Origin of the sequence: Chryseobacterium sp. BLS98, from assembly GCF_001045445.1 — a bacterium.
GTDB lineage: Bacteria > Bacteroidota > Bacteroidia > Flavobacteriales > Weeksellaceae > Chryseobacterium.
On sequence record NZ_LFNF01000002.1, the window covers coordinates 925,551 to 951,024 of the forward strand.

At 38.4% G+C, this 25,474-nt stretch carries 27 protein-coding genes; 17 read left to right on the forward strand and 10 right to left on the reverse strand.

All coding sequences use genetic code 11. The annotated features are described in order from the left end of the window. Window positions 1-27: 27 nt before the first annotated feature. Window positions 28-2,307, reverse strand: coding sequence for a catalase/peroxidase HPI (gene katG, locus ACM40_RS09230; protein WP_048502508.1), 2,280 nt, complete (start codon window positions 2,305-2,307; stop codon window positions 28-30). A 329-nt stretch (window positions 2,308-2,636) separates the two neighbouring features. Between katG and ACM40_RS09235 the strand changes: the two genes are divergently transcribed. Together ACM40_RS09235 and ACM40_RS09240 are read left to right on the forward strand one after the other, a co-directional pair. Further along, complete coding sequence (locus ACM40_RS09235; RefSeq protein ID WP_048502509.1) at window positions 2,637-3,098, forward strand: heme-binding domain-containing protein; 462 nt, start codon at window positions 2,637-2,639, stop codon at window positions 3,096-3,098. Window positions 3,099-3,111: 13 nt separating this feature from the next. Beyond that, window positions 3,112-3,525, forward strand: coding sequence for a thiol-disulfide oxidoreductase DCC family protein (locus ACM40_RS09240; RefSeq protein WP_048502510.1), 414 nt, complete (start codon window positions 3,112-3,114; stop codon window positions 3,523-3,525). A gap of 108 nt (window positions 3,526-3,633) precedes the next feature. On the opposite strand, the gene ACM40_RS09245 is transcribed toward ACM40_RS09240, so the two are convergent. Then, complete coding sequence (locus tag ACM40_RS09245; RefSeq protein WP_048502511.1) at window positions 3,634-5,067, reverse strand: alpha-amylase; 1,434 nt, start codon at window positions 5,065-5,067, stop codon at window positions 3,634-3,636. 186 nt (window positions 5,068-5,253) lie between these two features. Here ACM40_RS09245 and ACM40_RS09250 point away from each other — a divergent pair, with 186 nt between their 5' ends. Together ACM40_RS09250 and murA are read left to right on the forward strand one after the other, a co-directional pair. After that, window positions 5,254-5,928, forward strand: a complete 675-nt coding sequence (locus ACM40_RS09250; RefSeq protein ID WP_048502512.1) for a DUF4290 domain-containing protein — start codon at window positions 5,254-5,256, stop codon at window positions 5,926-5,928. Further along, a complete protein-coding gene (gene murA / locus ACM40_RS09255) occupies window positions 5,928-7,235 on the forward strand; it encodes a UDP-N-acetylglucosamine 1-carboxyvinyltransferase (RefSeq protein ID WP_048502513.1) in 1,308 nt (435 codons plus the stop codon). The genes ACM40_RS09250 and murA overlap by 1 nt, the downstream gene beginning before the upstream one ends. 68 nt (window positions 7,236-7,303) lie before the next feature. Here murA and ACM40_RS09260 read toward each other — a convergent pair whose 3' ends face one another. The 6 genes from ACM40_RS09260 to ACM40_RS09285 all read right to left on the reverse strand — a co-directional run bounded on the left by ACM40_RS09260 (window position 7,304) and on the right by ACM40_RS09285 (window position 13,724). Continuing rightward, window positions 7,304-9,223 carry a DUF2207 domain-containing protein gene (locus tag ACM40_RS09260; RefSeq protein WP_053077108.1) on the reverse strand — a complete coding sequence of 640 codons (1,920 nt, stop codon included), beginning with the start codon at window positions 9,221-9,223 and terminating at the stop codon, window positions 7,304-7,306. 3 nt (window positions 9,224-9,226) lie between these two features. Then, a complete protein-coding gene (locus ACM40_RS09265; RefSeq protein WP_048502514.1) occupies window positions 9,227-9,775 on the reverse strand; it encodes a LemA family protein in 549 nt (182 codons plus the stop codon). A gap of 161 nt (window positions 9,776-9,936) precedes the next feature. Next, window positions 9,937-10,248 (reverse strand): NIL domain-containing protein, encoded by a 312-nt coding sequence (locus ACM40_RS09270; protein WP_040998184.1) that lies wholly within the window; start codon window positions 10,246-10,248, stop codon window positions 9,937-9,939. Window positions 10,249-10,623: 375 nt separating this feature from the next. Next, window positions 10,624-11,295 (reverse strand): YiiX/YebB-like N1pC/P60 family cysteine hydrolase, encoded by a 672-nt coding sequence (locus ACM40_RS09275; RefSeq protein WP_083996819.1) that lies wholly within the window; start codon window positions 11,293-11,295, stop codon window positions 10,624-10,626. Between the two features lie 24 nt (window positions 11,296-11,319). Further along, on the reverse strand, window positions 11,320-11,802 hold the full coding sequence (locus tag ACM40_RS09280; RefSeq protein WP_048502515.1) for a DUF1801 domain-containing protein: 483 nt from the start codon (window positions 11,800-11,802) through the stop codon (window positions 11,320-11,322). A gap of 125 nt (window positions 11,803-11,927) precedes the next feature. Next, entirely contained in the window at window positions 11,928-13,724 is a 1,797-nt protein-coding gene (locus ACM40_RS09285; protein WP_083996820.1) for a T9SS type A sorting domain-containing protein, read from the reverse strand. A 383-nt stretch (window positions 13,725-14,107) separates the two neighbouring features. On the opposite strand from ACM40_RS09285, the gene ACM40_RS09290 reads away from it, so the two are divergent. From ACM40_RS09290 to ACM40_RS09315, 6 genes are all read left to right on the forward strand, one after another. After that, on the forward strand, window positions 14,108-15,313 hold the full coding sequence (locus tag ACM40_RS09290) for a pyridoxal phosphate-dependent aminotransferase (RefSeq protein ID WP_048502517.1): 1,206 nt from the start codon (window positions 14,108-14,110) through the stop codon (window positions 15,311-15,313). Window positions 15,314-15,320: 7 nt separating this feature from the next. Further along, window positions 15,321-15,809, forward strand: a complete 489-nt coding sequence (locus ACM40_RS09295; protein WP_228376160.1) for a hypothetical protein — start codon at window positions 15,321-15,323, stop codon at window positions 15,807-15,809. Between the two features lie 2 nt (window positions 15,810-15,811). After that, window positions 15,812-16,825, forward strand: a complete 1,014-nt coding sequence (murB, locus tag ACM40_RS09300) for a UDP-N-acetylmuramate dehydrogenase (RefSeq protein ID WP_410492732.1) — start codon at window positions 15,812-15,814, stop codon at window positions 16,823-16,825. A gap of 82 nt (window positions 16,826-16,907) precedes the next feature. Beyond that, window positions 16,908-17,711: a pyrroline-5-carboxylate reductase gene (gene proC / locus ACM40_RS09305; RefSeq protein ID WP_048502520.1), complete on the forward strand. Its 804-nt coding sequence runs from the start codon at window positions 16,908-16,910 to the stop codon at window positions 17,709-17,711. A gap of 84 nt (window positions 17,712-17,795) precedes the next feature. Continuing rightward, window positions 17,796-18,308 carry a hypothetical protein gene (locus tag ACM40_RS09310; protein WP_131705352.1) on the forward strand — a complete coding sequence of 171 codons (513 nt, stop codon included), beginning with the start codon at window positions 17,796-17,798 and terminating at the stop codon, window positions 18,306-18,308. Further along, window positions 18,305-18,766, forward strand: coding sequence for a hypothetical protein (locus tag ACM40_RS09315; RefSeq protein WP_048502522.1), 462 nt, complete (start codon window positions 18,305-18,307; stop codon window positions 18,764-18,766). The genes ACM40_RS09310 and ACM40_RS09315 overlap by 4 nt, the downstream gene beginning before the upstream one ends. 25 nt (window positions 18,767-18,791) lie before the next feature. Here the strand turns inward: ACM40_RS09315 and ACM40_RS09320 are convergent, their stop codons facing one another. Next, the gene (locus ACM40_RS09320; protein ID WP_048502523.1) at window positions 18,792-19,214 is read right to left on the reverse strand and encodes a VanZ family protein; all 423 of its coding nucleotides are present in this window, start codon (window positions 19,212-19,214) and stop codon (window positions 18,792-18,794) included. Window positions 19,215-19,269: 55 nt separating this feature from the next. On the opposite strand from ACM40_RS09320, the gene lnt reads away from it, so the two are divergent. Then, on the forward strand, window positions 19,270-20,904 hold the full coding sequence (lnt, locus tag ACM40_RS09325) for an apolipoprotein N-acyltransferase (RefSeq protein ID WP_048502524.1): 1,635 nt from the start codon (window positions 19,270-19,272) through the stop codon (window positions 20,902-20,904). Between the two features lie 95 nt (window positions 20,905-20,999). On the opposite strand, the gene ACM40_RS09330 is transcribed toward lnt, so the two are convergent. After that, window positions 21,000-22,712, reverse strand: a complete 1,713-nt coding sequence (locus ACM40_RS09330; RefSeq protein WP_048502525.1) for a T9SS type A sorting domain-containing protein — start codon at window positions 22,710-22,712, stop codon at window positions 21,000-21,002. 241 nt (window positions 22,713-22,953) lie between these two features. Here ACM40_RS09330 and rpmB point away from each other — a divergent pair, with 241 nt between their 5' ends. From rpmB to ACM40_RS09355, 6 genes are all read left to right on the forward strand, one after another. Then, entirely contained in the window at window positions 22,954-23,196 is a 243-nt protein-coding gene (gene rpmB / locus ACM40_RS09335; RefSeq protein ID WP_002976757.1) for a 50S ribosomal protein L28, read from the forward strand. 6 nt (window positions 23,197-23,202) lie between these two features. Next, entirely contained in the window at window positions 23,203-23,385 is a 183-nt protein-coding gene (rpmG, locus tag ACM40_RS09340; RefSeq protein WP_027379950.1) for a 50S ribosomal protein L33, read from the forward strand. 19 nt (window positions 23,386-23,404) lie between these two features. Next, the gene (locus ACM40_RS20250; RefSeq protein WP_065722020.1) at window positions 23,405-23,554 is read left to right on the forward strand and encodes a DUF4295 family protein; all 150 of its coding nucleotides are present in this window, start codon (window positions 23,405-23,407) and stop codon (window positions 23,552-23,554) included. Window positions 23,555-23,652: 98 nt separating this feature from the next. Beyond that, window positions 23,653-24,120, forward strand: a complete 468-nt coding sequence (locus ACM40_RS09345) for a RidA family protein (protein ID WP_048502526.1) — start codon at window positions 23,653-23,655, stop codon at window positions 24,118-24,120. Between the two features lie 9 nt (window positions 24,121-24,129). Continuing rightward, window positions 24,130-25,083: a signal recognition particle-docking protein FtsY gene (gene ftsY, locus ACM40_RS09350; protein ID WP_040998207.1), complete on the forward strand. Its 954-nt coding sequence runs from the start codon at window positions 24,130-24,132 to the stop codon at window positions 25,081-25,083. A 72-nt stretch (window positions 25,084-25,155) separates the two neighbouring features. Continuing rightward, entirely contained in the window at window positions 25,156-25,410 is a 255-nt protein-coding gene (locus ACM40_RS09355; RefSeq protein WP_048502527.1) for a GlsB/YeaQ/YmgE family stress response membrane protein, read from the forward strand. Window positions 25,411-25,474 lie beyond the last annotated feature (64 nt).

Genomic DNA, 25,474 nt, shown 5'->3' on the forward strand with positions numbered 1-25,474 from the left:
CTTCATAATATTATGTTAAATCAATGATTATTTTAAATCAAATCGGTCCGCGTTCATTACTTTTACCCAGGCAGAAACAAAGTCATTCACAAATTTACCCTGGGCATCAGAACTGGCATATACCTCTGCAATGGCTCTCAGTTCAGAATTTGATCCGAATACAAGGTCAGCGCGGGTAGCAGTCCATTTTGGCTGTCCTGTTGACCGGTCTGTCCCCATATATAATTCATTATCATCAGAAATAGCTTTCCATTGTGTCCCCATGTCCAGAAGGTTAACAAAGAAATCGTTGGTAAGTACTCCGGGACGACTGGTAAATACTCCATGCTTTGATCCGTCAAAATTAGCATCCAATGCACGCATTCCTCCGATAAGCACCGTAAGCTCCGGGGCAGTAAGGGTTAAAAGCTGAGCCTTATCAATCAACAAAGATTCTGTAGATACACTGAACTTTCTTTTCAGATAATTACGGAATCCATCCGCAGCAGGTTCCAGATACCCCATAGATTCCACATCGGTCTGTGCCTGTGAAGCATCCGCCCTTCCGGGTGCAAACGGAACGTTAATATAATGCCCTGAATCTTTAGCGGCTTTTTCAACTCCAGCACTTCCTGCAAGGACAATTAAATCTGCTAAAGAAACTTGTTTACCGTCATTCTGGCTTTCATTAAATTCTTTCTGAATATTTTCTAAAGTCCCCAGTACTTTTTGAAGCCGGGCCGGATTATTTACCTCCCAGTCTTTTTGAGGAGCCAATCTGATTCGGGCTCCGTTTGCTCCACCACGTTTGTCGCTTCCCCTGAATGTAGAGGCAGAAGCCCAAGCAGTAGTTACAAGTTCTGAAATACTTAGTCCCGAATTGATAATTTTTTCTTTCAAAGCAGCAATATCTGCTTCGTTTACCAATTCGTGATTAACTTCAGGAAGAGGATCCTGCCATATCAACTCCTCCTGAGGCACATCCGGTCCCAGATACCTTGCTCTTGGCCCCATATCCCTGTGGGTCAGTTTAAACCATGCTCTGGAAAAAGCATCTGCGAACGCTTCAGGATTTTCGTAGAAATGTCTTGATATCTTTTCATAGACCGGATCCAATCTTAAAGAAAGGTCTGTGGTTAGCATCGTTGCCCTGTGTTTCTTTTCAGGATCGAATGCATCAGGAATAATCTCTTCTCCATTTTTGGCTACCCACTGGTGGGCGCCGGCTGGGCTTTTGGTCAGTTCCCATTCATTTTCAAATAAGTTTTTAAAGAAATAATTACTCCATTGGGTCGGAGTTTCTGTCCATGTTACTTCGAGACCGCTGGAAATGGCATCTGTTCCTTTTCCTGATTTATATGTGCTGCTCCATCCTAATCCCTGAAGTTCAATTCCGGCTCCTTCCGGTTCTTTTCCTACATGATCAGCAGGGCCTGCACCGTGGGTTTTACCAAAGGTATGACCTCCGGCAATTAACGCTACGGTTTCTTCATCATTCATAGCCATACGTCCGAAAGTATCCCGAATATCTTTAGCAGCAGCAATAGGATCAGGATTTCCGTCTGGTCCTTCAGGGTTTACATAGATAAGCCCCATTTGTACGGCAGCAAGAGGTTTTTCAAGATTCCTGGAATGGATATCGCCATCTGCATTATCATCAGTCGGAAGCACTCCCCTTCCTTCTACCACACCTTCAGAACCGTGAGCATAACGCAAGTCTCCTCCAAGCCATGTTTTTTCAGTACCCCAGTACACATCCATATCCGGTTCCCATACATCTTCACGTCCGCCTGCAAATCCAAATGTTTTGAATCCCATTGATTCCAGAGCAATATTTCCGGTAAGGATTAAAAGATCTGCCCACGAGATTTTATTTCCATATTTTTGTTTGATAGGCCAGAGAAGTCTTCTGGCTTTATCTAAGCTCACATTATCCGGCCAGCTATTCAAAGGAGCAAAACGCTGCTGCCCTGCTCCGGCACCTCCTCTTCCGTCACCCACACGGTATGTCCCGGCACTGTGCCATGCCATACGGATAAACAGGGGCCCGTAATGACCAAAGTCGGCCGGCCACCAATCCTGGGAATCTGTCATTAATGCATGAAGGTCTCTTTTTACAGCTTCAAGATCAAGACTTTTAAATGCTTCGGCATAGTTAAAATCTTTGTCCATAGGATTGGAAAGCGATGAATGCTGACGCAGAATATCTACCCTCAGCTGATCCGGCCACCAATCCAGATTTTTGGTTCCTCCGCCGGCTACCGCTTCTTTTTTCATTGTTCCGTTATGAAACGGGCATTTACTGATGTCGTTTGGATCTTTTTCCATATAGTTAATTTTTTATGTTAATTAATGCTGTTTGATCTTTTAATACATGGCAAACTTACAAAGCCTCATCAATAAATACAATCTATTAATAATTATTTAAACAATAGTTAAAAACTATAATTAATCATTTTTATGAAGTTATTAAAAGCAACATATTAAAAGGTGTAATCATGCAATTAAGTTAGTAAAAATTCAAGAGCCGATGTATAAAAAGCAAAAGCAAATGATCATATTTAGAATCATTCAAATGAGGATTCTACATTTTGATAATCAGTTTATTTCGATTTAATAAAATTTGATTATTTTTATCTTTCTAAGAATAAAATGATATGAAAAAAATCCTGGTTGTACTGCTTGTTGCATTTATTATTATACAGTTTTTCCCGATCGATAAAACCAATCCGGCCCCTACTCCGGGAATGGATTTTCTGAAAATTAAGAAGACACCGGAACCCATTGCAAAGATCATCAGCACTTCCTGTTACGACTGTCATTCCAATGAAACCCGATATCCCTGGTACACAAGTATTTCTCCAGCGTCATGGTTTGTTAAAAATCATATTGATGAGGGCAGAAAAGAGCTTAATTTCTCTACCTTTGCAGTATATGAACCTAAAGTACAGTCTCATAAACTGAAAGAATGCATAGAAATGATTGAAAAAGAGGAAATGCCTCTGGAATCTTATTATATAGGGCATCAGGATGCCAAACTTACTGCAGAACAGCGTAAGCAACTGGTAGAATATCTTAAGAAAGTAAAGGAAGAAACCGACAGAAAAATGGTACTTTAAAAAATCAAACAGTATGAAGGAGAAGTGGGAAGATAAGTATATTGTATTTTTTGACGGCGATTGCGGTGTCTGCAATTTTTGGGTACAGTGGATTCTGGAAAGGGATAAGCATGACAGGTTTATGTTTGCTTCCCTGCAGTCTGATTTCGGGCAGAAATTCCTTTCTGAAAGAGGCTTGGAAACTAAGGTATTCAATACACTTTACCTCTGGAAGCCACGACGCTATTACCTCACCAAATCAAGGGCGATTCTGAAGGTTGCCGCACTGTTGGGAGGAGTCTACAAACTGGCGGTTGCCGGAAAAATAATTCCTGCTTTTTTAAGTGACAAAATGTATAATCTTGTTTCAGAAAACAGAATGAAGCTCGCCAATCAGAAATGTTTCCTTCCGGATCGTGATCAAAAGAAAAAATTTATTGAAGTATAATTTTGGTGAATGTTATTCAAAAATTTTGGCTGAAGCCTGTTTCTATTGATAATATTCCCTGAAAAATTAAAAGCAAAGATGAAACATCTTTGCTTTTTTATTCTTATTTTATTGGTTCAGTGACCATATTGAATAGCTGTTTGGCGGTGCCTGGATCTTCACCCATTTATCCCCCTGTGTAGTAGGATACCAGTTGGAGTTACCTGTAAAATCTTTTATCTGCTGGCTGCTCCAGTTTGTTTCTATCCATCTTTCCTGCCAGCTGGATGAGTTATTGATATAGACTACAAGTCCCGGATTTCCGTTATAGCCGTTACGTCTTGCAATATATTCATCATTATCTGTGTATAATATAGAAGTCGTTCCTGTAGCTTTATTATTATGGATCCAGATCAGATTATTCAGCCTTTCTTTATTTAACCATTCTTCATAATCACGGTAAAAGATGGTAGGATATCCTTCATGGGTCAGGATATAAGCATAAGCCGGCATTTTATTGTTGATGATATCGGTATCATGGTTGGCAACAAAGGTTACTGCTTTATAAGGGTTTCTTTTCCACATCATATCGTCATTCAGAACATTCAGGTTTCCGTTGTCAAAAGCTTCATCCATTTTATAGTAAGCGGCAAAATCGAATACGGAACTGTTGGCATTATTAGCCCACCATTCTAAAGTATTCACATTGGAGTCCCAAAGTTCACCAACGGAGAAACCGCCTACGTTGGAGTTCCAGTTATTGACCACCCAAGGGCCGAAGCCTTTGACATAATCAAATCTCCAGCCGTCAAATTTCATGACATTCTTATAATATTTCCCGACAGAATCATCTCTTCCCCACAACCAGTCCTGTACATAAGGATTGGCATGGCAAAGATCGGGGAATCCTCCGAAGGCACCTTCGTCATTATTGCCATAAGAATTTTTGTAAAAGTCATTATAACTGCGCAGGAATTTCCCGGAAGCAACTCCTGAGAAATCGGTCCAGGTATTGGTTCCGGTAAAAGGATTGGCCTGAGACTGGCCGCCACTATTATGATTAATCACAATATCTGCATAAACCTGCATATTTTCGGCATGGGCTTTTGTAATTAGAGCTTCCAGTTCCGCTCGGGACCCAAAACGGGTCTCCACACTTCCGTTCTGGTTAAAATTTCCAAAATCGTAGTAATCTGTAGGATCATATCCCATGGAATAAGCTCCGTTCTGTGCTTTGGAAGCCGGCGGAAGCCATACTGCACTGATTCCGGAATCTGACCATGCTGTCAGTTTGTCTTTTACGGTATTCCACCAGTTTCCACCTTCGGGAACATCCCAATAAAAGCCCTGCATGAGAACGCCGCCTCCTGGTCCGGATACAAATTTTCCGGCTACAGATCCGCTTCCGGTACTGAACGGACGCCCGTCATGATTGGTAACATTGACAATTTTGGAATGAACTTCCTGCCTGCTAAGGCTTTCATTGTCATTTTCATCACTGGTCCGGCAGGAATTAAACAATGTTAAGGCCAGTACCGAAAGTAATAAATGTGTTTTTTTCATACTTATTTTAATTATTAATCTATTAACTAAATTACAATTTTATTGAAACAAAGGATATAAAATGTATATTTTTTTAATTTTCGATATAGAATCCCCTTAAATAACCGCATATAATTTTCATTAAAAAATCATAAACTTTTAATATTTTCAAAACAATTTTTCTTTTAATCCATATATTTGCATACTATGGAATACAATACCCAAAAAACTCAGCTTCATATGCCGGAATATGGCAGAATCATACAGCAGCTGGTTGAACGCTGCAAAGAGCTCCCTACCAAAGAGGAAAGGAGCGAAATGGCTATGGCCATTATCGATTTTATGGGTCAGAGAAACCCTCAGCTCCGTGACGAAGAAAATTATAAGCATAAACTTTGGGATCATCTTTTCATTTTAGCAGAATATGATCTTGATGTAGACTCACCATACCCTTTTCCTACCAGAGAACAGCTGGCAGAAAAACCCAAAAAAATGGAATACCCTAAACTTCAGGGAGATTTCAAATTTTACGGAAAAAGCATCCTTCAACTGATAGAAAAAGCCATCGAACTGGAACCGGGTGACGAAAAAGAAGCCCTGATCGAAGTGATTGCCAACAATATGAAGAAGTCTTATAATGTATATAATAAGGAACATGTAACGGACGACGTTATTTTCCGCCATCTGAAGGAACTTTCTGAAAACAGGCTGGATCTTACGGGAATAGAATCCCTCGAAAAGAGCAAAATCTATTACACCAGCAATAACAACAGCAGAAACAACAATAACAGCGGCAGAAGCAACAGCAATAATAATAACAACAATAATAAGAACCAGACCAACAAGAGAAGGCATAACAACAATCATAAAAACAGAAAATAATGAGTGGAACGTTTCAGATAAGAGGAGGAAAAAGACTGCATGGTGAAATCACTCCACAAGGGGCAAAAAATGAAGCCCTACAAATTTTATGTGCTGTATTGTTAACAGATGAAGAGGTAAGAATTAAAAATATTCCTGACATCCATGATGTGAACAGGCTGATTGAAATCCTTGGTGATTTCGGAGTTAAAGTAACAAAAAATGGTCAGGGAGATTTTACTTTTAAAGCCGACAAGGTTAATTTCGATTATATCAAGTCTCATGAATTTAAAAAAGACGGTGCAAAACTGAGAGGTTCCATTATGCTGATGGGCCCAATGCTTGCCCGTTATGGTGAGGCTTATATGCCGACTCCGGGAGGTGATAAAATCGGAAGAAGAAGATTGGATACGCATTTCCAGGGACTTGTAGAACTTGGCGCTGAATTTAATTATGATGAAGATGAATATTTTTACTCTTTAAAGGCTAAGGAACTCAGAGGGAAGTTTATTCTTCTGGAAGAGGCTTCCGTAACCGGAACTGCGAATATTGTAATGGCCGCAACCCTTGCCAAAGGAAAAACAAGAATCTATAATGCTGCCTGTGAACCTTACCTTCAGCAATTGTGCAAAATGCTGAACAGAATGGGCGCCAATATATCGGGAATAGGCTCCAACCTTCTTACCATTGAAGGAGTGGAGCATCTTCGCGGTACGGAGCATACTATGCTTCCGGATATGGTGGAAATCGGATCATGGATCGGTCTTGCCGCCATGACTAAATCCGAAATTACTATTAAAAATGTAAACTGGAGCCAGCTTGGCGTTATTCCCAATACTTTCAGAAAATTAGGGATTCAGCTTGAGCAGAGCAATGATGATATATTTATCCCTGCCCAGGAAAACTATAAAATTCAGAAATTTATCGACGGATCCATCCTTACTATTTCGGATGCTCCATGGCCTGGATTTACGCCGGATTTATTATCGATAATTCTGGTAGTGGCTACTCAGGCAAAAGGAAGTCTTTTGGTTCACCAGAAAATGTTTGAATCCAGATTATTCTTCGTGGATAAACTAATTGACATGGGCGCACAGATCATTTTATGTGATCCGCACAGAGCCACCGTGATCGGACTGAATCAGGAAGCTCCGTTGAGAGGAACTACCATGGTTTCCCCGGATATCAGAGCGGGAAATGCACTTCTTATTGCAGCACTTTCTGCAGAAGGAAAATCTATCATCCACAATATTGAACAGATCGACAGAGGATATGAGAATATTGACGGAAGACTGAAAGCGATTGGTGCGGATATCGAAAGAATTTAGGAAAATATTATATTTAATAAAAAAGCGTTCAAATTAATTTGAACGCTTTTTGTTTTTTACAAACCTGGCTACCAGCCTCCACCTCCACCACCGCCTCCGCCGCCTCCGGAGAATCCACCGCCGCCGGATCCGCTATTTGAGCTGGATGGTTTGGTAGATGCAGATTGTATGGATTGGGTAAGGCTTGAATTTAAAGTATTGGCAAATGCATGATGATTCATTACCCCGCCATAATACCAGGTATTCTGATATTCTGTGGCCGTCCTTTTCAGCAATTCATCAAATTTCTGTCCCCAGATCTGATCAACTCCCATTACCATGGCAAAAGGAAGGAGAGTCTCAAAAACCTGCGGAGTCATCTGGGGAGGATTGTGAAATTTCAGCTGTTCGTTTTCAGCTGCCCCCATATACATTTTGAAGCCGGCTATCAATGATTTTTTTCTCAGCTTTTCTTTGGGTGGCTGCTTGATCAGATATTGAAAAACAACCATTGCCGAAAATGCAAGAACATAGAATATATAGCAAACGTTAAAATTAATATTTTCAATACCACCTCCGCCTGCAGAAATAATTCCACCAACTCCTAAAATAACAGCAACAGGAAGCGGGATCAAAAATTTCCAGGAAGCATTTTTAAGCAGAAATAATATGATTATAAATGCAACAAAAAGAATAACATATAAAAACGCTCCGGCCAAAACTCTTTCAAATTCAGGCAACAAAGTATAGCTTATAAATAATCCGAGACCATACACAATACTGATCACCAGCCAGGGCAATACCAGTTTCTTCATATTGTTCCCTTCATTCAAAAAACTATCATGCTGAAAACCCAGCGCTCCTTTAAAGTTCTGAACGGCAGTCTCAATTTTCGAATTATATTTTCCGTCAAACTTAACAGAATCTTCAGATGCTGAGAAAAGACTGTTCATCAGATTAATTTCTTCTTTCGGAAGGCTTTCATCTGCCTCTTTTAACTTTTTCAGTGTAAAAATTTTGGTATTGAAAAAGCCCAGCAGACCGGAATCTTCACTTTCTATAATCTTTACATATCCTTTTACAGCAAGACTGACAATAGCAGCCGTCAGGTATTTATTTTTAAAGCTTTCTGAGTTGATATACCCCAGAGATGCCGGCGAAAGATTTTCGGGGACATTAAATTGCGGATAAACTGTTGGACTTTCAGGATCAATCCCATATTTCATCCATGTAGAATAAAGATACAGAAGCAATCCCAGGAAGATGATACATCCGGCTATTAAAATACCATACTTTTCAAGGAAGGTAGGTGGCGGAGGCGGAACCATAATTCCTTTTTTGAAACCTACCGCTATGGTAAGACCTTCATTAGGCTTAAGACCGGAAGCACCCCATTCTATAGAGTTATCCGAAAGTACTTTGGAAGTACAATTCTGGCTGTTACTGCCATAAGCCCCGGTATAACAGGAATTCTGGATGATATCGGCTCCGGCAGGAAGATTCACCTTTGCAGAAATAGTATCTACATCAAAATCCCAATAAGTCCCGTTGACGTTCCAGTAGAATTCATCATACTGAGGAAAAAAGCCGATCTGATTCTCTGTTTTGTATTTTATTTCATAGTCGTAGGTTCCGGGATCCAGAAGTATATCTTTATTTCCCGCATAAATTTTTAAATACCCATCTTCTGTTTCTTCATGATAATCTTCATCCTCCCCGTTTTTTTTCACGGAAATGATATGATATCTTACCTTCTGACTTTTGTTATTCAGATTTCTGGATAAGGGAAGCGCACGAAAGATTCCTCTTTTGATATTATTCCCGAGACTGTATACTTTTATATGTTCAGTAACGGTAGCGCCTGAATTTTTATCAATATCAATATCGGAATGGAAAGAAATGATTTTCTCAGGCCCGATAATAGCCGGCTGATCCATCCGCTCCAGATTAGTCTGTGCAAAGGCAATACAAAAAAACTGAAGAAGGAAAAGCTGCAGCAACTTTTTCATTTCTTAGAATTTTATGGTTGGAACTTCTCTTTCTGCAATATTTTCCAGTTCGAAGAAAGGAGACTTTTCAAACTTGTACATATTGGCGATAATGTTACTTGGGAAAGACTCTACAAGGGTATTATTCTCACGGACTGTCCCGTTATAATATCTTCTTGATTTTTCCACATCGTTTTCTATAGAAGTAAGCTCGCTCTGAAGCTGTTGAAAATTGGTATTGGCTTTCAGATCGGGATATTGTTCCGCTACGGCAAAAAGATTCATCATGGCCTGGTTCAGGTTTTTCTCTGCAGCTTCTTTAGCCTGAACGGAATCTGCACCTACAGCCTGGGTTCTGGCTCTTATCACACTGTCCAGGGTTTCACGCTCATGGGTGGCATAGCCTTTCACTGTTTCCACAAGATTGGGAATAAGGTCATGCCGTTTTTTAAGCATTACATCAATACTGCTCCATGCCTCCTGTACCAGATTTTTCAGTTTAACAAGGCGGTTGTAAATAGATACTGCATAAAAAAGGAATGCTGCAACTAATGCAATAATAACTATGGTCATAATTTTTTGTTTTTATATTCTTTAAAAATACTGTTTTTTAGTCAGGAATGAAATTAATTGTTTTTTAACCTGTTATGCATTTAAATCATTAGCTGGTAAACAAAAAAAGTATCCGGAAAAACCGAATACTTTCTGTAATTAAAACTATATGAATCTCCCCCTTAAAAATACTTACGGCAGTTATACTCCACCATGGTATTCAAGAGTTTATTTTTATTCAGATAGAATTCCAGCTGCTGGTAATCTTCTGAACTTACATTAATATATAACTGTACCGAACCAAAACTATACCCGTTGACATATTCTACGTTAGCAGACAACACCCTGTGACAGATCCCGAACTGATTATAGATGGTATTCATTAAATGCTCAAATTTCATTTTGCCATTCAATTCTATTTCCAGTATCAGTTCTTTTTTAGGCAGGCTTATTTTTTTGGGTAATACCTGCAATGTTGGATTAGGTGTAATCATCACTAACAATTTTTTAGTTAAACATTTTCTAGATCATGGTTGCTTTCTTGCGTTAAATCTTTGACAAAAATATAAAAAAATATTAGTCCACCAAATTAGTAGACTAATATTTTTGAATTTTAACTTTTTTACTTCTTAAAAGACTAAAATATGTTGGCTTTTTTTGTAACCTCTTGCTGATTGAGCAGATAAAGCTGATTTTTTATAAAAGGTAATAATCAGGCACCTTCATTGAATCAACGGAGTTGATTTTTCCTTTGCTTTCTTAAACTGTTTACACTAAGAATAAACCTTTCCGTTAAATTATTCTACCATTTTACCTGAAAAAAATCCCTTAAGACTTAAATCTTAAGGGATAGCAATTATTTAAAGTATTTACAACTCTCCTATTTTTTCCAGTTTATCCGAAGCAGCCAATCCGTTGGGGTTACATCCCGGTTCCCCTTCCGGAACTTTTAAATTTTTCTTTTTATAAAAATCCACCCAGAACGCATTGGTTTCACCGGTTTTTGGATCAATGAAGGTCATCGGTTCCAGTTTAAATATATGATCTTCCCTGAATGACCTTTCAATATAATCTGAACAGTAATAAGAATTTTCATCCAGGATATAATTGAAATTGTAAGGTTTTCCCAGCATGGACTCTGCCTTTTTGAGAGCAGCAGGAATAGATTTCTGATATTCCGGCTTAAGGCGGTAGATCATTACTTTCTGGCCGTCCTCAGACTGATCAGTAAGAAAAGATTTAAGTTCCTGCTTTTGGGAACCTCCTTTAGGAGCTGCATGCAGAACATACCAGTGACTATTTGTTTTTTCTACAATTCCGATATGATCAAAAGATGCTTCCTTCTCCTTTTGGGTTACGTTATTGATTGCGCCCGAAAGCCCGGTTTCTTTAGCTGTTACAAAAAGCAGATCCCCATTCTTCAGCTTACCGGATTGCGTTTGGGGTGCACAATGCTGCAACAGCAGAATGGCAACAAAGAAAATGGTATACGCTAAGGTTTTATGATTTTTCTGAAACAGTTCTTCTTTAAGCTTAATCATAGTGCTGGTATCATTAATATAAATCTATTTCCCTTTTGAAACAGATTCTTTTGATTTTTTAAACTGTGTTTCATAGGTATTGATCCAGTCTTCAACGGTCATTTTCTTACTGACCTCAGCAATGAGTTCAAAAGGAATATCATCCATTTTTTTGAACCTTACACAGGATTTTCCCATATCGAGTTTTCTTTTGGAGTACTTTGGATATTCAGCTACAAACCATTCTAACAATTCAGGATCTGCATAGATTCCCATATGATAGAATGCAATAAAATTTTTCTGTGAAGCCAGCGCCATAAACGGTAAAGGTGAACCGGGTGCACAATGGTACCCTGCGGGATAAGTCTCGAGAGGAACCGCCCAACCCACCATTCCATAGCTGACACCTTCTTTGAAGCCCTTAGGAAGATTGTCATTTATGGTATCAAATAGTTTTTTAAATACTTCCTGTCTTTCCTCAGGAATTTTTGAAATATAATCGGTTACAGAGTCTGCTTGAATTTGCATTTTCAGTGAGTTTTAATTTCTTTCAAAATAACGAAATTTATAGATATCATGAATTGAAATTTAATCACAAAAAAAACGACAGTACATCCATGCACTGCCGCTCAACTTTATTGACATTAAAAAATTTATTTTTTGACTGTTTTCACAGTAGACTGCGATCCGTCTTTGAAATAGATGGTTACAAAATACAGACCTGTGTTCAGGGTACTCAGATCCAGTTCTTTTACATTTCCTGTAAAGGTTTTTGCCGTTCTGCCGGAAGCATCTCCCACACTTACAGATTTTACCTCTCTAGTGTCTGAAATATAAAGGATATCTTTAAAAGGATTTGGATGAACAGATACTTTTTTCACCCCTTCTTTTACTTCTGAAGTACTTAATTGTGCACTTTCAACTGTAAAATTATCTACATAAAAATTATAGTCGGGATCATCATTCACAGCCCCGTCTGTTCCGTAAAAAGCAAAAACCGTATTGGCGCTGTTGTATCCTGTCAAAGTGTAAACATATTGGGTCGAGGTATTGGTAGGTCCGTTAGCCTGATTCCATGTCTCCAAAACAGTCCATGTTATTCCGCCGTCATTGGAAACCAGAAACTGAATAACATCATCAGATCCCATTGGAGAGGCACTGGTACTCAAATATGCTGCCACACCGTAATCAAATTTAACTTTATAAGTTCCAGCTGAAAGATTAAAAGGCACTGTTTTAAGCCATCCCGTTCTACCTGCCGAGTATAAGTTGATAGTTGCCGATCCGCCGGAGCCGGTACCTAAGAATCCTCCGGATACCCAATAAGAACTTGTCCCTGTAGGGCCTGTAGCCGGCGTACCTCCGGAAAGACCGTTCGCCCAGCATGTTCCAGGGAAGGTACTGAAATTATTCGTATATGTTGGAACCATAGAGCCACACAAAGTGGTAAATGTTCCTGAGAATGACCATCCACTCTGGGCAGTTGCAGTGCTGCAATTGGTTCTTACCCAATAATAGTAAGTTGTACTTGGTGATAAAGACGGAATGGTAAATGAAGTTCCGGTAACACCAGGATGATTAGGCGTCGTTGCAGCGGTAGGGGCTGTAGAGCTGGTGCTGTAATAAACATCATAGCTTACCGCCTGAACAGAGGCCGGTACCGTCCAGGAAACCTGGGCAGAACTTGAAGTAAGGGTTCCCACAGGCTGCAGTGTAGGAGCTACACAATCTGTATAAACATCCGCTGAGAAAGCAAAAATATTGGCAATTCCCGTTCCGCTTACTTTGGTTACAGTAACACTCTGGATAGGTTTCGTCTGATTTGCAGCATCAATAGTCAATGCAGCCTGGTATAGTCTTGGATTCGTGGAATTCGGCTCCAGAACATTATTGCTTCTGTTGATTCTTCCGATTCCCTGAATGGCATAGCTTGATCCGCCATACCAATCGGAAACACTTACTCCTGAAAATACCTGAGAAGTATTATCTGTAAAATTAACCGTTACATTCACTGTACATGCACCACTCCCACCCGTAGAAAGCATATATAACTTAAAAGCAGGAACAGGTGTTACAAATGACAGCGTTCCACTGTTACTCCCGGATGTATTGCTTGAAATCTTTAAAGAATTGTTCCCGGAAAGATCTCCAAGCTTAAAACTCAGTCCTGGAGTGGAAGCCACCGCAGAATTAATAATTCCATTAACAGGAAGCCCGTACGTAAGTGCCGTACTGCTCGACGTAAGCTGAAAATCCCTTGCTACAAAAGCAAAAGATACCCCGTCTACATCTTCTGTTGTGGAGGTCATGGCAGAACCTATTCCGTTAGCAATGACATCTGCCGTATATCCGGACTGAACAGGCATAGGCTGAAAGTTTTGGGCATTCATTGCGGATGCTGCAAAAAGAGCCATAACAGGTAAGACTCTAAATGGTAAATGTATTTTCATAATTATTTTTTATTAGTGTCGAAATTTAATAAAAAATCCAATACAATGATTATATTTTTATAAAATATTCAAATATTGATCAACTATATTAAAATATCGATATTTAAACTATATGAAAACATTATTGTATGACCAAATGCTTTATTCACATTTTATTGTATTATTTTGACAATTTCTATCATTTCAGCTGGCAAATAATTTCAAATCCTAATCTTTTTTCAGCAACTGCTGATCAGAATTAATCATAAACACAAAAGATCACAGACAGAATCGATTGTAATTCACTGGTTTTCAAAATAATTAAAAAGCATTCAAAATGGATAACAGGTTATTTTATTATTGAGAAATTAAATCTTATTTTTGCCATACAAATTTTTTGAACAATGCCAAATATTTCAAACAGAGCACAGCATATGCCTGCCTCACCGGTAAGAAAACTGGTTCCTTACGCTTTACAAGCAAAACAGAAGGGGATAAAAGTATATCATCTCAATATCGGACAGCCTGATATTGAAACACCGGAAACTGCTTTAAATGCTTTAAAGAATATTGATCTTAAAGTATTGGAGTATGCACTTTCTGAAGGGAATATAGAGTACAGAAAAGCCCTTACAGAATACTATCACACCTTAGGCTTTACAGATCTTACACCTGATAACTTTATTGTGACCAACGGAGGCTCTGAAGCATTAAATTTTGCCATTTCCACGCTGTGTGACGATGGTGACGAAGTGATTATCCCTGAGCCTTATTATGCCAATTACAACGGCTTTACCAGCGCGTTCAATGTGAATGTGGTAGCGGTTCCGTCTACTATCGACACAGGTTTCGCCCTTCCTCCGATTGAAGAATTTGAGAAAAAAATCACAGAAAAAACAAGAGCAATCGTTATCTGCAACCCGGGTAACCCTACAGGATACCTTTATACCCGTGAAGAGCTTCAGAAGCTTGCAGAAATTGCATTGAAATATGATATCGTCATTATTTCCGACGAAGTATACAGAGAATATGTATATGATGGCAAACAACAAATATCCATGCTGGATTTCCCGGAACTTAGCGATAATTGTATCATTATCGACTCAGAATCCAAACGTTATTCCATGTGTGGAGTAAGAATCGGATGTATGATCACACGCTCCAAGAAAATCCATGATGCAGCCATGCTTTTTGCACAGGCAAGACTTAGCCCGGTTCTGTTGGGACAAATTGCTGCTACGGCTGCCCATCAAAATGATGGCGCTTACATCCGTGCAGTAAGAGAAGAATACACACACAGAAGAAACACATTGGTAGACCTTCTGAATGCCATTCCCGGAGTAATCTGCCCTAAACCAAAAGGAGCTTTCTATTGTGTAGCAGAGCTTCCGGTAGATGATACTGAGAAATTTGCACAATGGCTTTTAGAAAAATACTCTCTTAATAAGGAAACTATTATGGTAGCTCCTGCAGGAGGTTTCTACAGCAATCCTGAATTAGGAAAAAAACAGGTAAGGATTGCCTATGTCCTGAAAGAGGAAGACCTTAAGAGAAGTGCTGAGATCCTGAAAGACGCCTTAAAGAAATACAGAGAAGAATTCAGTCTCTAAAACATACATGATGCCGGCAATAAAAAATACATACCTGAAACTCCTGTTTTCAATGTTTTTGCTGCCGGCATTTTTTTCCTGTGACAAAAGCAAGGAGCCAGTTTCAGCCACCAGTAAAAACCCGAATGAAATAACATTCATCAGCTTATCCAACATCGGCGGCGACCAGGGAGATTATAAAATCATCAAGGTCACCAAAGATTCCATCCATGCAGAACAGGGCATTACCGCCCGCCAAATCCACAAAGAGTGGGATTCAGCCATCAGCATGCAGACCTGGAACAATCTCATTTCCCCGATCAACACCAAAGAACTGGATGTGATTGAAAGTTCTCCAAGCAAGCAGTCTGTAGACGGTATTGATGAAACGTTTCAGATCAGGACTCCGAAAAAATCACATATTTACGTCAATTCCTATGCAGATACCCTGCATTACAGACAGCTGAACCTGTTTAAAGAACAACTCAATCTCATTCTTCCCACAGAATACCGATAAAAATGCAAGAAAATTTTTCCTTAAGACCTTACAATACATTTGGTGTTGACGCCAGAGCCAAATACTTTACTGAAGTACAGACCCTTGAACAGCTCAGGGAGGCAATCAGCTATTCCAAAGACCACCACCTTCAGATTTTATTTTTGGGAGGTGGAAGCAATATCCTCCTGACAAGGGATTTTGACGGTATTGCCATTAAGCTCAGCTTAAAAGGAATTTCCGAAGAAGACCTTAATGAAAATGAAGTACTGGTAACGGCAAAAGCAGGCGAAAACTGGCATGAATTCGTAATGTATACGCTTGAAAAGAACTACGGCGGACTTGAAAACCTTTCCCTGATCCCGGGAAACGTAGGAACTTCCCCAATGCAGAATATCGGAGCTTACGGAACGGAAATAAAAGATATTTTTGTAAGCTGTACAGTTTTAGACCTTGAAGATCTTGAGCTTAAAACATTCAGCATTGAAGAATGTCATTTCGGCTACAGGGACTCTGTTTTCAAGCAGGAAGGAAAAGGCCGGTATGTAATTCTGGAAGTCACTTTTAAATTAACAAAGAAAGACCATCACATCAAAACAGAATATGGTGCAATAAAAGCTGAATTGGAAAATGCAGGAATCACCCATCCTACTATTCAGGATGTTTCTAAAGCAGTTATCAATATCAGACAAAGCAAACTGCCCGATCCAAAGGAAACAGGAAATGCCGGAAGCTTTTTTAAAAACCCTACCATTCCTTTAGCTCAGTTTGAAGATCTGAAACAACAATTTGAAAATATCCCCGGCTATCCGAATGGCGACGTTGTAAAAGTTCCAGCCGGATGGTTGATTGAGCAATGCGGATGGAAAGGTAAACAAATCGGAAATGCAGCCTCACATAAACTCCAGGCATTGGTTATCGTAAATGCTACGGGAAATGCCACCGGAAAAGAAATTTTTGACTTTTCGACAGAAATTATCAACTCCGTAAAAGAGAAATTTGGAATAGAACTCGAACGGGAAGTGAATATTTTATAATACAAAGGCTGTTTTCAAACTATTGAAAACAGCCTTTTTTTTAGGAATAAAAACACTATTTTAGCTAAAAAAAACATAAAACATGAAAATTGCTATTCTCGGAGCCGGCAATATGGGCCTTTCTTTTTCCAAATCATTTTTAAAATACGAACTGATCAAACCGGAAAACCTTCACCTGATCACCCGGAATCAGTCTAAAATCTCAAAAATAGCAGAAGAATTTCCCAAATCCGGAGTTTCTACTTTCGAAGAAACCACACAACTGGATGCCGATCTTATTATTGTAGCGGTAAAGCCTCAGGATTTCCAGCATGTCGCTCAGAATTTCCAGTTTACATTAAAGGAAAACCAGATGGTTCTTTCTATTATGGCCGGAATCAAGATTGAAAAAATTCAGAAATTATTAAACCATCCTCTCGTTGTAAGAGCTATGCCGAACTCTCCTACCCTTCTGGGAATGGGAATTACCGGTTATACCGCTGCGGATGGTATCTCTTTCAGCCAGCTGATCAATATTGAGCGATTACTGAACAGCACCGGAAGATCGGTATATCTGGAAAATGAGGACCTTCTGGACGGTGTTACGGCACTTTCAGGAAGCGGACCCGCTTATTTCTATTATATCATTGATGCTATGATAAAAGCCGGTGTGGAAATGGGAATAGAAGAAAACCTTGCTCAACTTTTCGTAAAGCAAACCATGCTTGGCGCTTACCACCTGATCAATAATTCTGAAAAAAGCCTTGAAGAACTTATTAAAGATGTAGCATCCAAAGGCGGAACCACAGAAGCAGCCTTAAAAACTTTTGAAGAGCAGCATTTAAAAGAAATTTTAAAGGGTGGAATTCTGAATGCGGAAAAGCGGGCTAAAGAACTGAATGGATAATCAATATTTTTTTGTTAATCAACAAATAACAGAATAAAAAAATTAATCTATTTTTTATATATTTACCTTTCTAAAAAACACAAAATGAAACTAAAATTTTTACTACTTGCTGTAGTAATGGTATTCTTTAATTGTAGTACCGTAAAAATGAACAGCAATGTATCTTCTGATTTCAAAAACTCGAAACTAGACAAAGTACTTGTCATTTTTAATGGCGGACAATCAAGAAAAATTGAGGACACCTTTATTTCAACCATCAGCTCAGAATTAAACAAACGCACAGTAGGAAATAACTCATTAGCTGTAAGACCTGCCATGCTGAACTATGAAACAGCAATAAAGGAAGCTGAAGAAAAATACAATCCTAATTACATCATGTACATTAATTACATGCAAGTTACTACATGGTCGGACGGAACAGCTTTCGCAACTTATGACATAAACATCACTGACAAAAAAAATGATTATTCTGTTTATAAAGCAACTGTAACCCTTGGGATCAATATGTTTACAGAAAAAAGCGGCGGCGAAAAGCTAGCTATTAAAATAACCGATGATTTAGCAAAAAATAATCTAATCCCAGCATCACAAAAATGATTTTAAGAAATTTATTTTTAGCTTTTTGTATTTTAGCTTTAACTACCGGTTGCTCAACAAATAATATGTCCCACGCTGTTACCGATACAACCTTTAACGTAAAAAATACTGATAACGTACTGATTATTTTTCAAAATATTACATTTCCGGACACAACAATTAATGAATTAAAACAGGAATTAGACAATACTTTTAAAAAGCACAATGTTACTTCTTCAAGTATCATCTATTCTGATTTGGATAAAGAAAGAGAATACGTACTGGCAAAAGCTTTAACCACATTTCATGCAGATTATATACTGGAAATCAAACATTATTCTACCTCTTATCTTCAATGGAGTTTAATAGATGCCAATACAAAAAAAGAAGTATGGAAATCCTTTACAAGTTATATTACTGATGCGGATAAGATAAATAAAGCTTTTGAAAAGGAATATTTTGGTAAAAACAATCATTAATTTACCGGCATAAAACTGCAAATAATTAAATAACCAGACGGTTAAACCTTTTTTCAATAAACCTGCATAGCAGCCATCCAAGATAAACCCCAAAAGTATTGAGGATAATATCATCTACCTCAAATATTCCCATTCTGGTAAAATACTGAAGTGCCTCAACAATAACAATAGAAGAGATAAAAGTATAGAGTAATGTTTTGAGACTTTTAAGGCCGGGTAAAACCCACCCCAGAAATCCAAAAGGCATGAACATAATGATATTGCCCAAAACAATGGTCACAATGTATCTCAATTCAATGGTATTGTGGATAAATTTTATGGTAGACAAAACAGGTTCCACAGTGATCTGATTGTCTTCATACTGAGACCTGCCCATCCCAAAAAACATGAGATAAAGCAAAAACAGCGTATAGGGAATAATAATGATTTTATAAAATTTCTTTAACATGAAGTGCAAATTTATTCATTTCAAAAACATTAAATTTGTATGTTAAATCAAATTAATGAAATACGTTTTACTTACGCTCATTTCAGCGATGCTGCTGTCCGTTTCGTGGCCTACTTACGGAGTTCCGTTCTTTATATTTTTTGCCCTTGTTCCTTTATTGATGATGGAGCATGGAATCTCAAAATTCTCCTCCTACAATAGAAAAAGCTGGATGGTTTTCGGGCTGTCCTATCTTTGTTTTGTGATCTGGAACATTGTCACTACAGGATGGCTGTACGGCTCTAAAAACCCGGACGGCAGCCACTCCATGATGGCAGTAGTATTTCCGGTCCTTGTCAATTCCTTTTTATATTCTCTTGTTTTCCAATGCTACCATTGGTACAAAAATGCTCAGGGAACGTACTGGGGATTAGGATTCCTGATCGCTATCTGGATGAGCTTTGAAAAATTCCACCTGAACTGGGAACTGACTTGGCCATGGCTGAATTTAGGAAATGTGTTTTCAGATTATCCTAAATTAATACAGTGGTATGACACCTTGGGAGCAACCGGCGGAAGCTTCTGGATTTTAGTAATTAATGTTTTAATTTTCTACACTATAAGAACCTGGGAAGCAGGCAGAAAACGAAAGGACCTGATCAGGAATGGATCCATAGTTGTCGCTCTGATCATTCTTCCGATGATCATTTCATTCATCAAATACAACAACTTCGATGAAAAACCTTCCGGACAGGTCAATGTCCTGATGCTACAGCCGGATCTTGATCCTTATGCGGAAAAGTATTCAAAAGACAGCCTGACGATCGAAAATGATCTTTTAACTTTAGCCGAAAATAATTCAAAAGGGAAAATCGATTATTTTATTGCCCCGGAAACTGCCCTTCCAGGAAGAGGATCGATTTCCGAAACCGCTTTTGAAAAGAGTCTGCTTCTAAACAATGTGAAAGGATTTTTATCCAAACATCCGGGAGCCGTTTTTGCCACAGGAATTTCTTCACACCGTTTTTATAAAAGCCAGGAAAATATTCCCAAAGAAGCTTATGAGATTAATCCGGGCCTTTGGGTGGAAAGCTACAATACAGCCATTCAGATTGCACCACAACAACAGGTTCAGGTGTATCACAAAGGCAAGCTTGTTCCCGGAGTTGAGATTTTCCCTTACATGAGTGTTCTGAAGCCCCTTTTAGGTGATGCCATGCTGAATCTGGGCGGAACTGTTGCTTCGTTGGGAATAGACAAGGAAAGAAAATCCTTTGCCAATCCTTATAATAAAGGCAGAATGGCCCCTATCATCTGCTATGAAAGTATTTATGGCGAATTCACAACAGATTATGTGAAAAAAGGAGCCAATTTCTTAGGTATTATGACGAATGATTCATGGTGGGGTGTTACGGAAGGCCACAAGCAGCTTCTGTCTTATGCAAAACTAAGAGCTATTGAAACCAGAAGAGAAATTGCACGGGCTGCCAACAGCGGAATCTCAGCTCATATCAATGCAAAAGGTGAAGTGGTAGTCGATACTTTCTATGGTGATAAAACAACATTATTTGCCAAAGTAAATCTTTACGAAACCAAGACTTTCTATACGAGAGCCGGAGACCTATTATCAAGATTTTCCATTTTTTCACTGGGCTTCTTACTATTTTACTTCCTTATTGAAAAGCTTAGAAATAAAACTAAAAAAGCATAGTATTAGCTTTTTAAAATTTCATATAAAAAATTCACAATAAAAATAGAAAAGCCAGCTGGACGTCTGGCTTTTCTTACTAATAGAACTCTTCAGTTTTATTCAATCACGAGTTTCCGGGTGGTTATTTCGTTTTTTATTTTCAGCTTTAACAGATAAGCTCCTTTCGTAAGATGAGATATGTTGATCGACTGATCCTTATTCAAAACAACATTCTGTTTCCTTCCATCGATAGAATACATTTCAATATCTGAAACCTTTTCTCCCTGGATAAATACTTTCTCCGATGCAGGATTCGGATAGACTGAAATTTCATTATGTTTAACTACATCACGAGTTCCCAATGCACTTTGAGCTGAAGAATCAGAAAAAACTTTAGAAGCATCTATTGATCGTACACTCCAGTATACATTCTGAATAGATGGATCAAGATCCAGAAACCAGGAAGGAGTTGTCACGATGTATTTTGCAAGATTTGAAGCTCCGGGTGTGGATCCTACTTTGATTTCGTATCGGAGAGCATTTGTCGGAGTTTTATCGTCTGACGCCCCGCTCCATGAGAAATCAAAGCGGTTCCCGGTTTTTGTTAAATGAAGGACTGCAGGAGGTACAGGTTTCAGATTAACTTCAGTTGAAGTATTTTTGAAAATTTTGGTAAGTGAAGGCATACCCGGATCTGCCCAATCAAATCCGGCCAATAGAACATCCAGACGGTTGTCATTGTCAAAGTCAAGTAAATTCACGAAACCCGGACCTCCTAAAGCATGCAGTCCTGTAGGTATACTTTCAGTAAAATCCTGTGTTGAAGGATTGTATAAAAAAGCTTTTACAACAGCATTGGTATTTTCATCATTTCCGGAAACCATAAAGTCATAGTATCCGTCATTATTAACGTCACCTGTTACTACAGATGAATCTGCCATTTCAGGGATATTTATTTTTTGTTCGGTTAAATTTCCTGCTCCGTCATTCATCAATACTGCAAGATAACCGTTATAATCAGCATCCTGACCGGAAATCACCACATCCTGGAAACCATCTGCATTGAAATCTGCAAAGTCCATTTTACCTCCTGCAAGAGCCGTAAAATCCTGGGAAAATATAAGAGTCCCTGCCTGATTCAGATAAACCTTACAAGCGGGATTATCCCCTTGCTCCATTCCCAAAATGATAAGATCAAGTAGATGATCATTATTGAGATCTATTAATTTAAAACTTCCATTCTGTGTTCCCGGCTGCCAGGCCTTGAAAATTTCAAAATCAGTTCCGGTATTTCTGTAAAAATCAAGATTATTCAAAAAACCGGCACCTTCCACATACTGAGTTCCATTGACAGCATAATCCATTTTACCGTCATTATTAAAATCAAAGGCTTCCAGAGAACCATAGACTTTTCCTTCCAGTTCTGTTTCTTTCATAAAACCCGTTCCTGTATTACGGAACCTGTAATGTTTATAATTGACTACATCATTATAGCTTAATCCTGTAGAAATAATATCAAGAAGCCCATCATTATCAAAATCCATAAATTTTATATCTCCCAGATGGGTTGCATCCGCTCCAAGATCAGCATAAGGCACCAGTGAAACTCCATTATTCTTGTACACTTCATTGAAAGATGTATCTGCGCTTCCATCACCGTCACTGTCAATTGCCCCATTAATCACTACATCCTGCTTCCCGTCTCCATCCATATCCGCTGTATCAGCAGCTCCGTAATAATAATTTTTCATACCAGTCTGGATTTCAATATAGTTTTGCGCCATAAGCCCAACAGGAAGCATTGATAAAAGAATACAGATCCTCTTCATGTTATTTTTATTTAGATTAATTAAAAACAAAGATATGGTATTAGGATTTGCTTTTTAGGGAAAGCTTACATGAAATAAATCAGTCACTTGGTTTAGGCTGTATTAAGGATTATTTTATTTTAAAAATCATGATTATTAATCAGCCAGTTATTTGTAAATATTTTCCAAAAGATTTGTCTATATAAAAATTTCTTCGTTATTTTGCACTCTCAAATATTTATACAAATAAGAACATCGAGATATGTCAAGAATTTGCCAAATAACAGGAAAGCGTGCAATGGTTGGTAACAACGTTTCTCACGCTAATAACAAAACGAAGCGTCGTTTTGAAATTAACTTATTAGAGAAGAAGTTTTACCTTCCGGAGCAAGATAAGCACGTAACACTGAAAGTATCAGCTCATGGATTGAGAGTGATTAACAAGATTGGAATCGAGGAAGCTATTGAAAGAGCTACTAGAAACGGATTGATTAAAAAGAATTAATAAATCATGGCAAAAAAAGGAAACAGAGTTCAAGTAATTCTTGAATGTACAGAGCACAAAGAGAGCGGTATGCCAGGAATGTCAAGATACATTTCTACTAAAAATAAAAAGAACACCACTGAAAGATTGGAATTGAAAAAATACAATCCTGTTCTTAAGAAAGTTACAGTTCACAAAGAAATCAAGTAATTTATAAATATAATTTACCATGGCAAAGAAAGTAGTAGCAACCCTACAAACCGGGTCAAAAAAAATGACCAAAGTTGTGAAAATGGTTAAGTCATCTAAGTCAGGTGCTTACGTTTTCGAAGAAAAAGTAATGAATGCAGACGAAGTAGACGGTTATTTGAAGAAATAATCTCCACTTTATTTACAATATAAAAAACTACTCAGATTTTGGGTAGTTTTTTTGTTATCTTTGTTCACCAGATTATTAATCAATAAAATATATACGGTATGAAAAAGATTTTTATTCTGGTTTTCACAGAAATTTTTCTATTTTCATTCGGGCAGGAAAAAATGAACAATGTAGAATATAAAAGCTCTGCAGAGGTTTTTACCATCAAGGGACTTTCACAATCGACGAGTATTGACTGTGGGGCTTCCAAAATGATCTTTCTCTCCGGGCAGGTTCCTCTGGATGCTGCAGGTCATCTTGTAGGAAACGATGTTGAAGAACAAACCCGACAGGTTTTCAAAAACATTGAGTATATCCTGAAAGAATATGGAGCAACAGCAAAGGATATTGTAAAACTGGGAATTTTCATTACTGATATTTCCAAAACACCAGACTTTAGAAAAATCCGTGATTTATATATCAATCTTCAAAATCCTCCCGTGAGCAGCCTTGTGGAAGTAAGCCGGCTTTTCAGAGATGACGTGCTTATAGAAGTAGAAGCTACGGCAGTTATAAAAAACAAATAAGAATGAACTATGAGTTGGTTTAAGAATATTTTCAAAAAAGAAGAAAAAGAAACTTTAGACAAAGGCCTGGAAAAATCCAGCCAGGGTTTCTTCGAAAAAATGACGAAAGCCGTAGTCGGTAAAAGCAAGGTGGATGATGAAGTTCTGGATGACCTTGAAGAAATACTGATTGCATCTGATGTAGGAGCTTCCACAACCATTAAAATCATAGAAAGGATTGAAGAACGTGTTGCCCGCGATAAATATGTAGGCGTAGGTGAACTTGATGCTATTCTGCGTGAAGAGATTTCAGGACTACTCCTGGAAAACCCTCATGCCGGAACAGGAAATATTGATACTTCTAAAAAGCCGTATGTCATTATGGTAGTCGGCGTGAACGGCGTAGGAAAAACCACAACAATCGGAAAACTGGCCCATCAGTTCAAATCCGAAGGTAAAAAGGTTGTCCTTGGGGCAGCAGACACCTTCAGAGCAGCAGCGGTAGATCAGCTGACTATCTGGAGCCAAAGGGTGGGTGTTCCTATCGTTAAACAGGATATGGGATCGGATCCTGCCTCTGTAGCTTTTGATACCGTACAGAGTGCTGTGGCACAAGGTGCAGATGTAGTGATCATTGACACTGCAGGAAGGCTTCACAATAAGATCAACCTGATGAATGAGCTTTCAAAGATCAAAAGGGTAATGCAGAAGGTGATTCCTGATGCTCCTCATGAAATCCTGCTGGTTCTTGACGGATCTACTGGCCAAAATGCATTTGAGCAGGCAAAACAGTTTACAGCAGCCACAGAAGTAAACGCACTGGCAGTAACAAAACTTGACGGAACAGCCAAAGGTGGTGTCGTTATAGGCATATCAGATCAGTTCCAGATTCCGGTAAAATATATAGGGGTAGGCGAAAAGATGCAGGACCTTCAATTGTTTAATGGTACAGAATTTGTAGATTCTTTTTTCAAGAAAAGATGATTTTTATCATATTTATCTTTAAATTAGTATATATCAAATTCATACATTATTAACAATTAAAAATTTAGGACTATGGGAATTTTAACTTGGATCATATTTGGTCTTATCGCAGGGGCAATCGCAAAACTTATTATGCCGGGAACACAAGGCGGCGGATGGTTAATGACTATTATTTTAGGTATTGTTGGAGCTTTTGTAGGAGGATTTATAGGCAGCTTTTTGGGATGGGGAACTACAGACAGTTTCGATTTCAGAAGTATGCTGTTAGCTGTCGGAGGAGCGTTAATCGTTCTCTGGATCTACGGAATGGCTACTAAGAAAGGCTAAAAGCAGATAAAAAAAATAAAACCCCGGAACTGAAATTTAGTTCCGGGGTTTTTTGTACAATATA

Bases quoted from the DNA above. Each gene is read 5' to 3' on its own strand.
- katG (WP_048502508.1), bottom strand. From the start codon at position 2,307: ATGGAAAAAGATCCAAACGACATCAGTAAATGCCCGTTTCATAACGGA.
- ACM40_RS09235 (WP_048502509.1), top strand. From the start codon at position 2,637: ATGAAAAAAATCCTGGTTGTACTGCTTGTTGCATTTATTATTATACAG.
- ACM40_RS09240 (WP_048502510.1), top strand. From the start codon at position 3,112: ATGAAGGAGAAGTGGGAAGATAAGTATATTGTATTTTTTGACGGCGAT.
- ACM40_RS09245 (WP_048502511.1), bottom strand. From the start codon at position 5,067: ATGAAAAAAACACATTTATTACTTTCGGTACTGGCCTTAACATTGTTT.
- ACM40_RS09250 (WP_048502512.1), top strand. From the start codon at position 5,254: ATGGAATACAATACCCAAAAAACTCAGCTTCATATGCCGGAATATGGC.
- murA (WP_048502513.1), top strand. From the start codon at position 5,928: ATGAGTGGAACGTTTCAGATAAGAGGAGGAAAAAGACTGCATGGTGAA.
- ACM40_RS09260 (WP_053077108.1), bottom strand. From the start codon at position 9,223: ATGAAAAAGTTGCTGCAGCTTTTCCTTCTTCAGTTTTTTTGTATTGCC.
- ACM40_RS09265 (WP_048502514.1), bottom strand. From the start codon at position 9,775: ATGACCATAGTTATTATTGCATTAGTTGCAGCATTCCTTTTTTATGCA.
- ACM40_RS09270 (WP_040998184.1), bottom strand. From the start codon at position 10,248: ATGATTACACCTAATCCAACATTGCAGGTATTACCCAAAAAAATAAGC.
- ACM40_RS09275 (WP_083996819.1), bottom strand. From the start codon at position 11,295: ATGATTAAGCTTAAAGAAGAACTGTTTCAGAAAAATCATAAAACCTTA.
- ACM40_RS09280 (WP_048502515.1), bottom strand. From the start codon at position 11,802: ATGCAAATTCAAGCAGACTCTGTAACCGATTATATTTCAAAAATTCCT.
- ACM40_RS09285 (WP_083996820.1), bottom strand. From the start codon at position 13,724: ATGAAAATACATTTACCATTTAGAGTCTTACCTGTTATGGCTCTTTTT.
- ACM40_RS09290 (WP_048502517.1), top strand. From the start codon at position 14,108: ATGCCAAATATTTCAAACAGAGCACAGCATATGCCTGCCTCACCGGTA.
- ACM40_RS09295 (WP_228376160.1), top strand. From the start codon at position 15,321: ATGATGCCGGCAATAAAAAATACATACCTGAAACTCCTGTTTTCAATG.
- murB (WP_410492732.1), top strand. From the start codon at position 15,812: ATGCAAGAAAATTTTTCCTTAAGACCTTACAATACATTTGGTGTTGAC.
- proC (WP_048502520.1), top strand. From the start codon at position 16,908: ATGAAAATTGCTATTCTCGGAGCCGGCAATATGGGCCTTTCTTTTTCC.
- ACM40_RS09310 (WP_131705352.1), top strand. From the start codon at position 17,796: ATGAAACTAAAATTTTTACTACTTGCTGTAGTAATGGTATTCTTTAAT.
- ACM40_RS09315 (WP_048502522.1), top strand. From the start codon at position 18,305: ATGATTTTAAGAAATTTATTTTTAGCTTTTTGTATTTTAGCTTTAACT.
- ACM40_RS09320 (WP_048502523.1), bottom strand. From the start codon at position 19,214: ATGTTAAAGAAATTTTATAAAATCATTATTATTCCCTATACGCTGTTT.
- lnt (WP_048502524.1), top strand. From the start codon at position 19,270: ATGAAATACGTTTTACTTACGCTCATTTCAGCGATGCTGCTGTCCGTT.
- ACM40_RS09330 (WP_048502525.1), bottom strand. From the start codon at position 22,712: ATGAAGAGGATCTGTATTCTTTTATCAATGCTTCCTGTTGGGCTTATG.
- rpmB (WP_002976757.1), top strand. From the start codon at position 22,954: ATGTCAAGAATTTGCCAAATAACAGGAAAGCGTGCAATGGTTGGTAAC.
- rpmG (WP_027379950.1), top strand. From the start codon at position 23,203: ATGGCAAAAAAAGGAAACAGAGTTCAAGTAATTCTTGAATGTACAGAG.
- ACM40_RS20250 (WP_065722020.1), top strand. From the start codon at position 23,405: ATGGCAAAGAAAGTAGTAGCAACCCTACAAACCGGGTCAAAAAAAATG.
- ACM40_RS09345 (WP_048502526.1), top strand. From the start codon at position 23,653: ATGAAAAAGATTTTTATTCTGGTTTTCACAGAAATTTTTCTATTTTCA.
- ftsY (WP_040998207.1), top strand. From the start codon at position 24,130: ATGAGTTGGTTTAAGAATATTTTCAAAAAAGAAGAAAAAGAAACTTTA.
- ACM40_RS09355 (WP_048502527.1), top strand. From the start codon at position 25,156: ATGGGAATTTTAACTTGGATCATATTTGGTCTTATCGCAGGGGCAATC.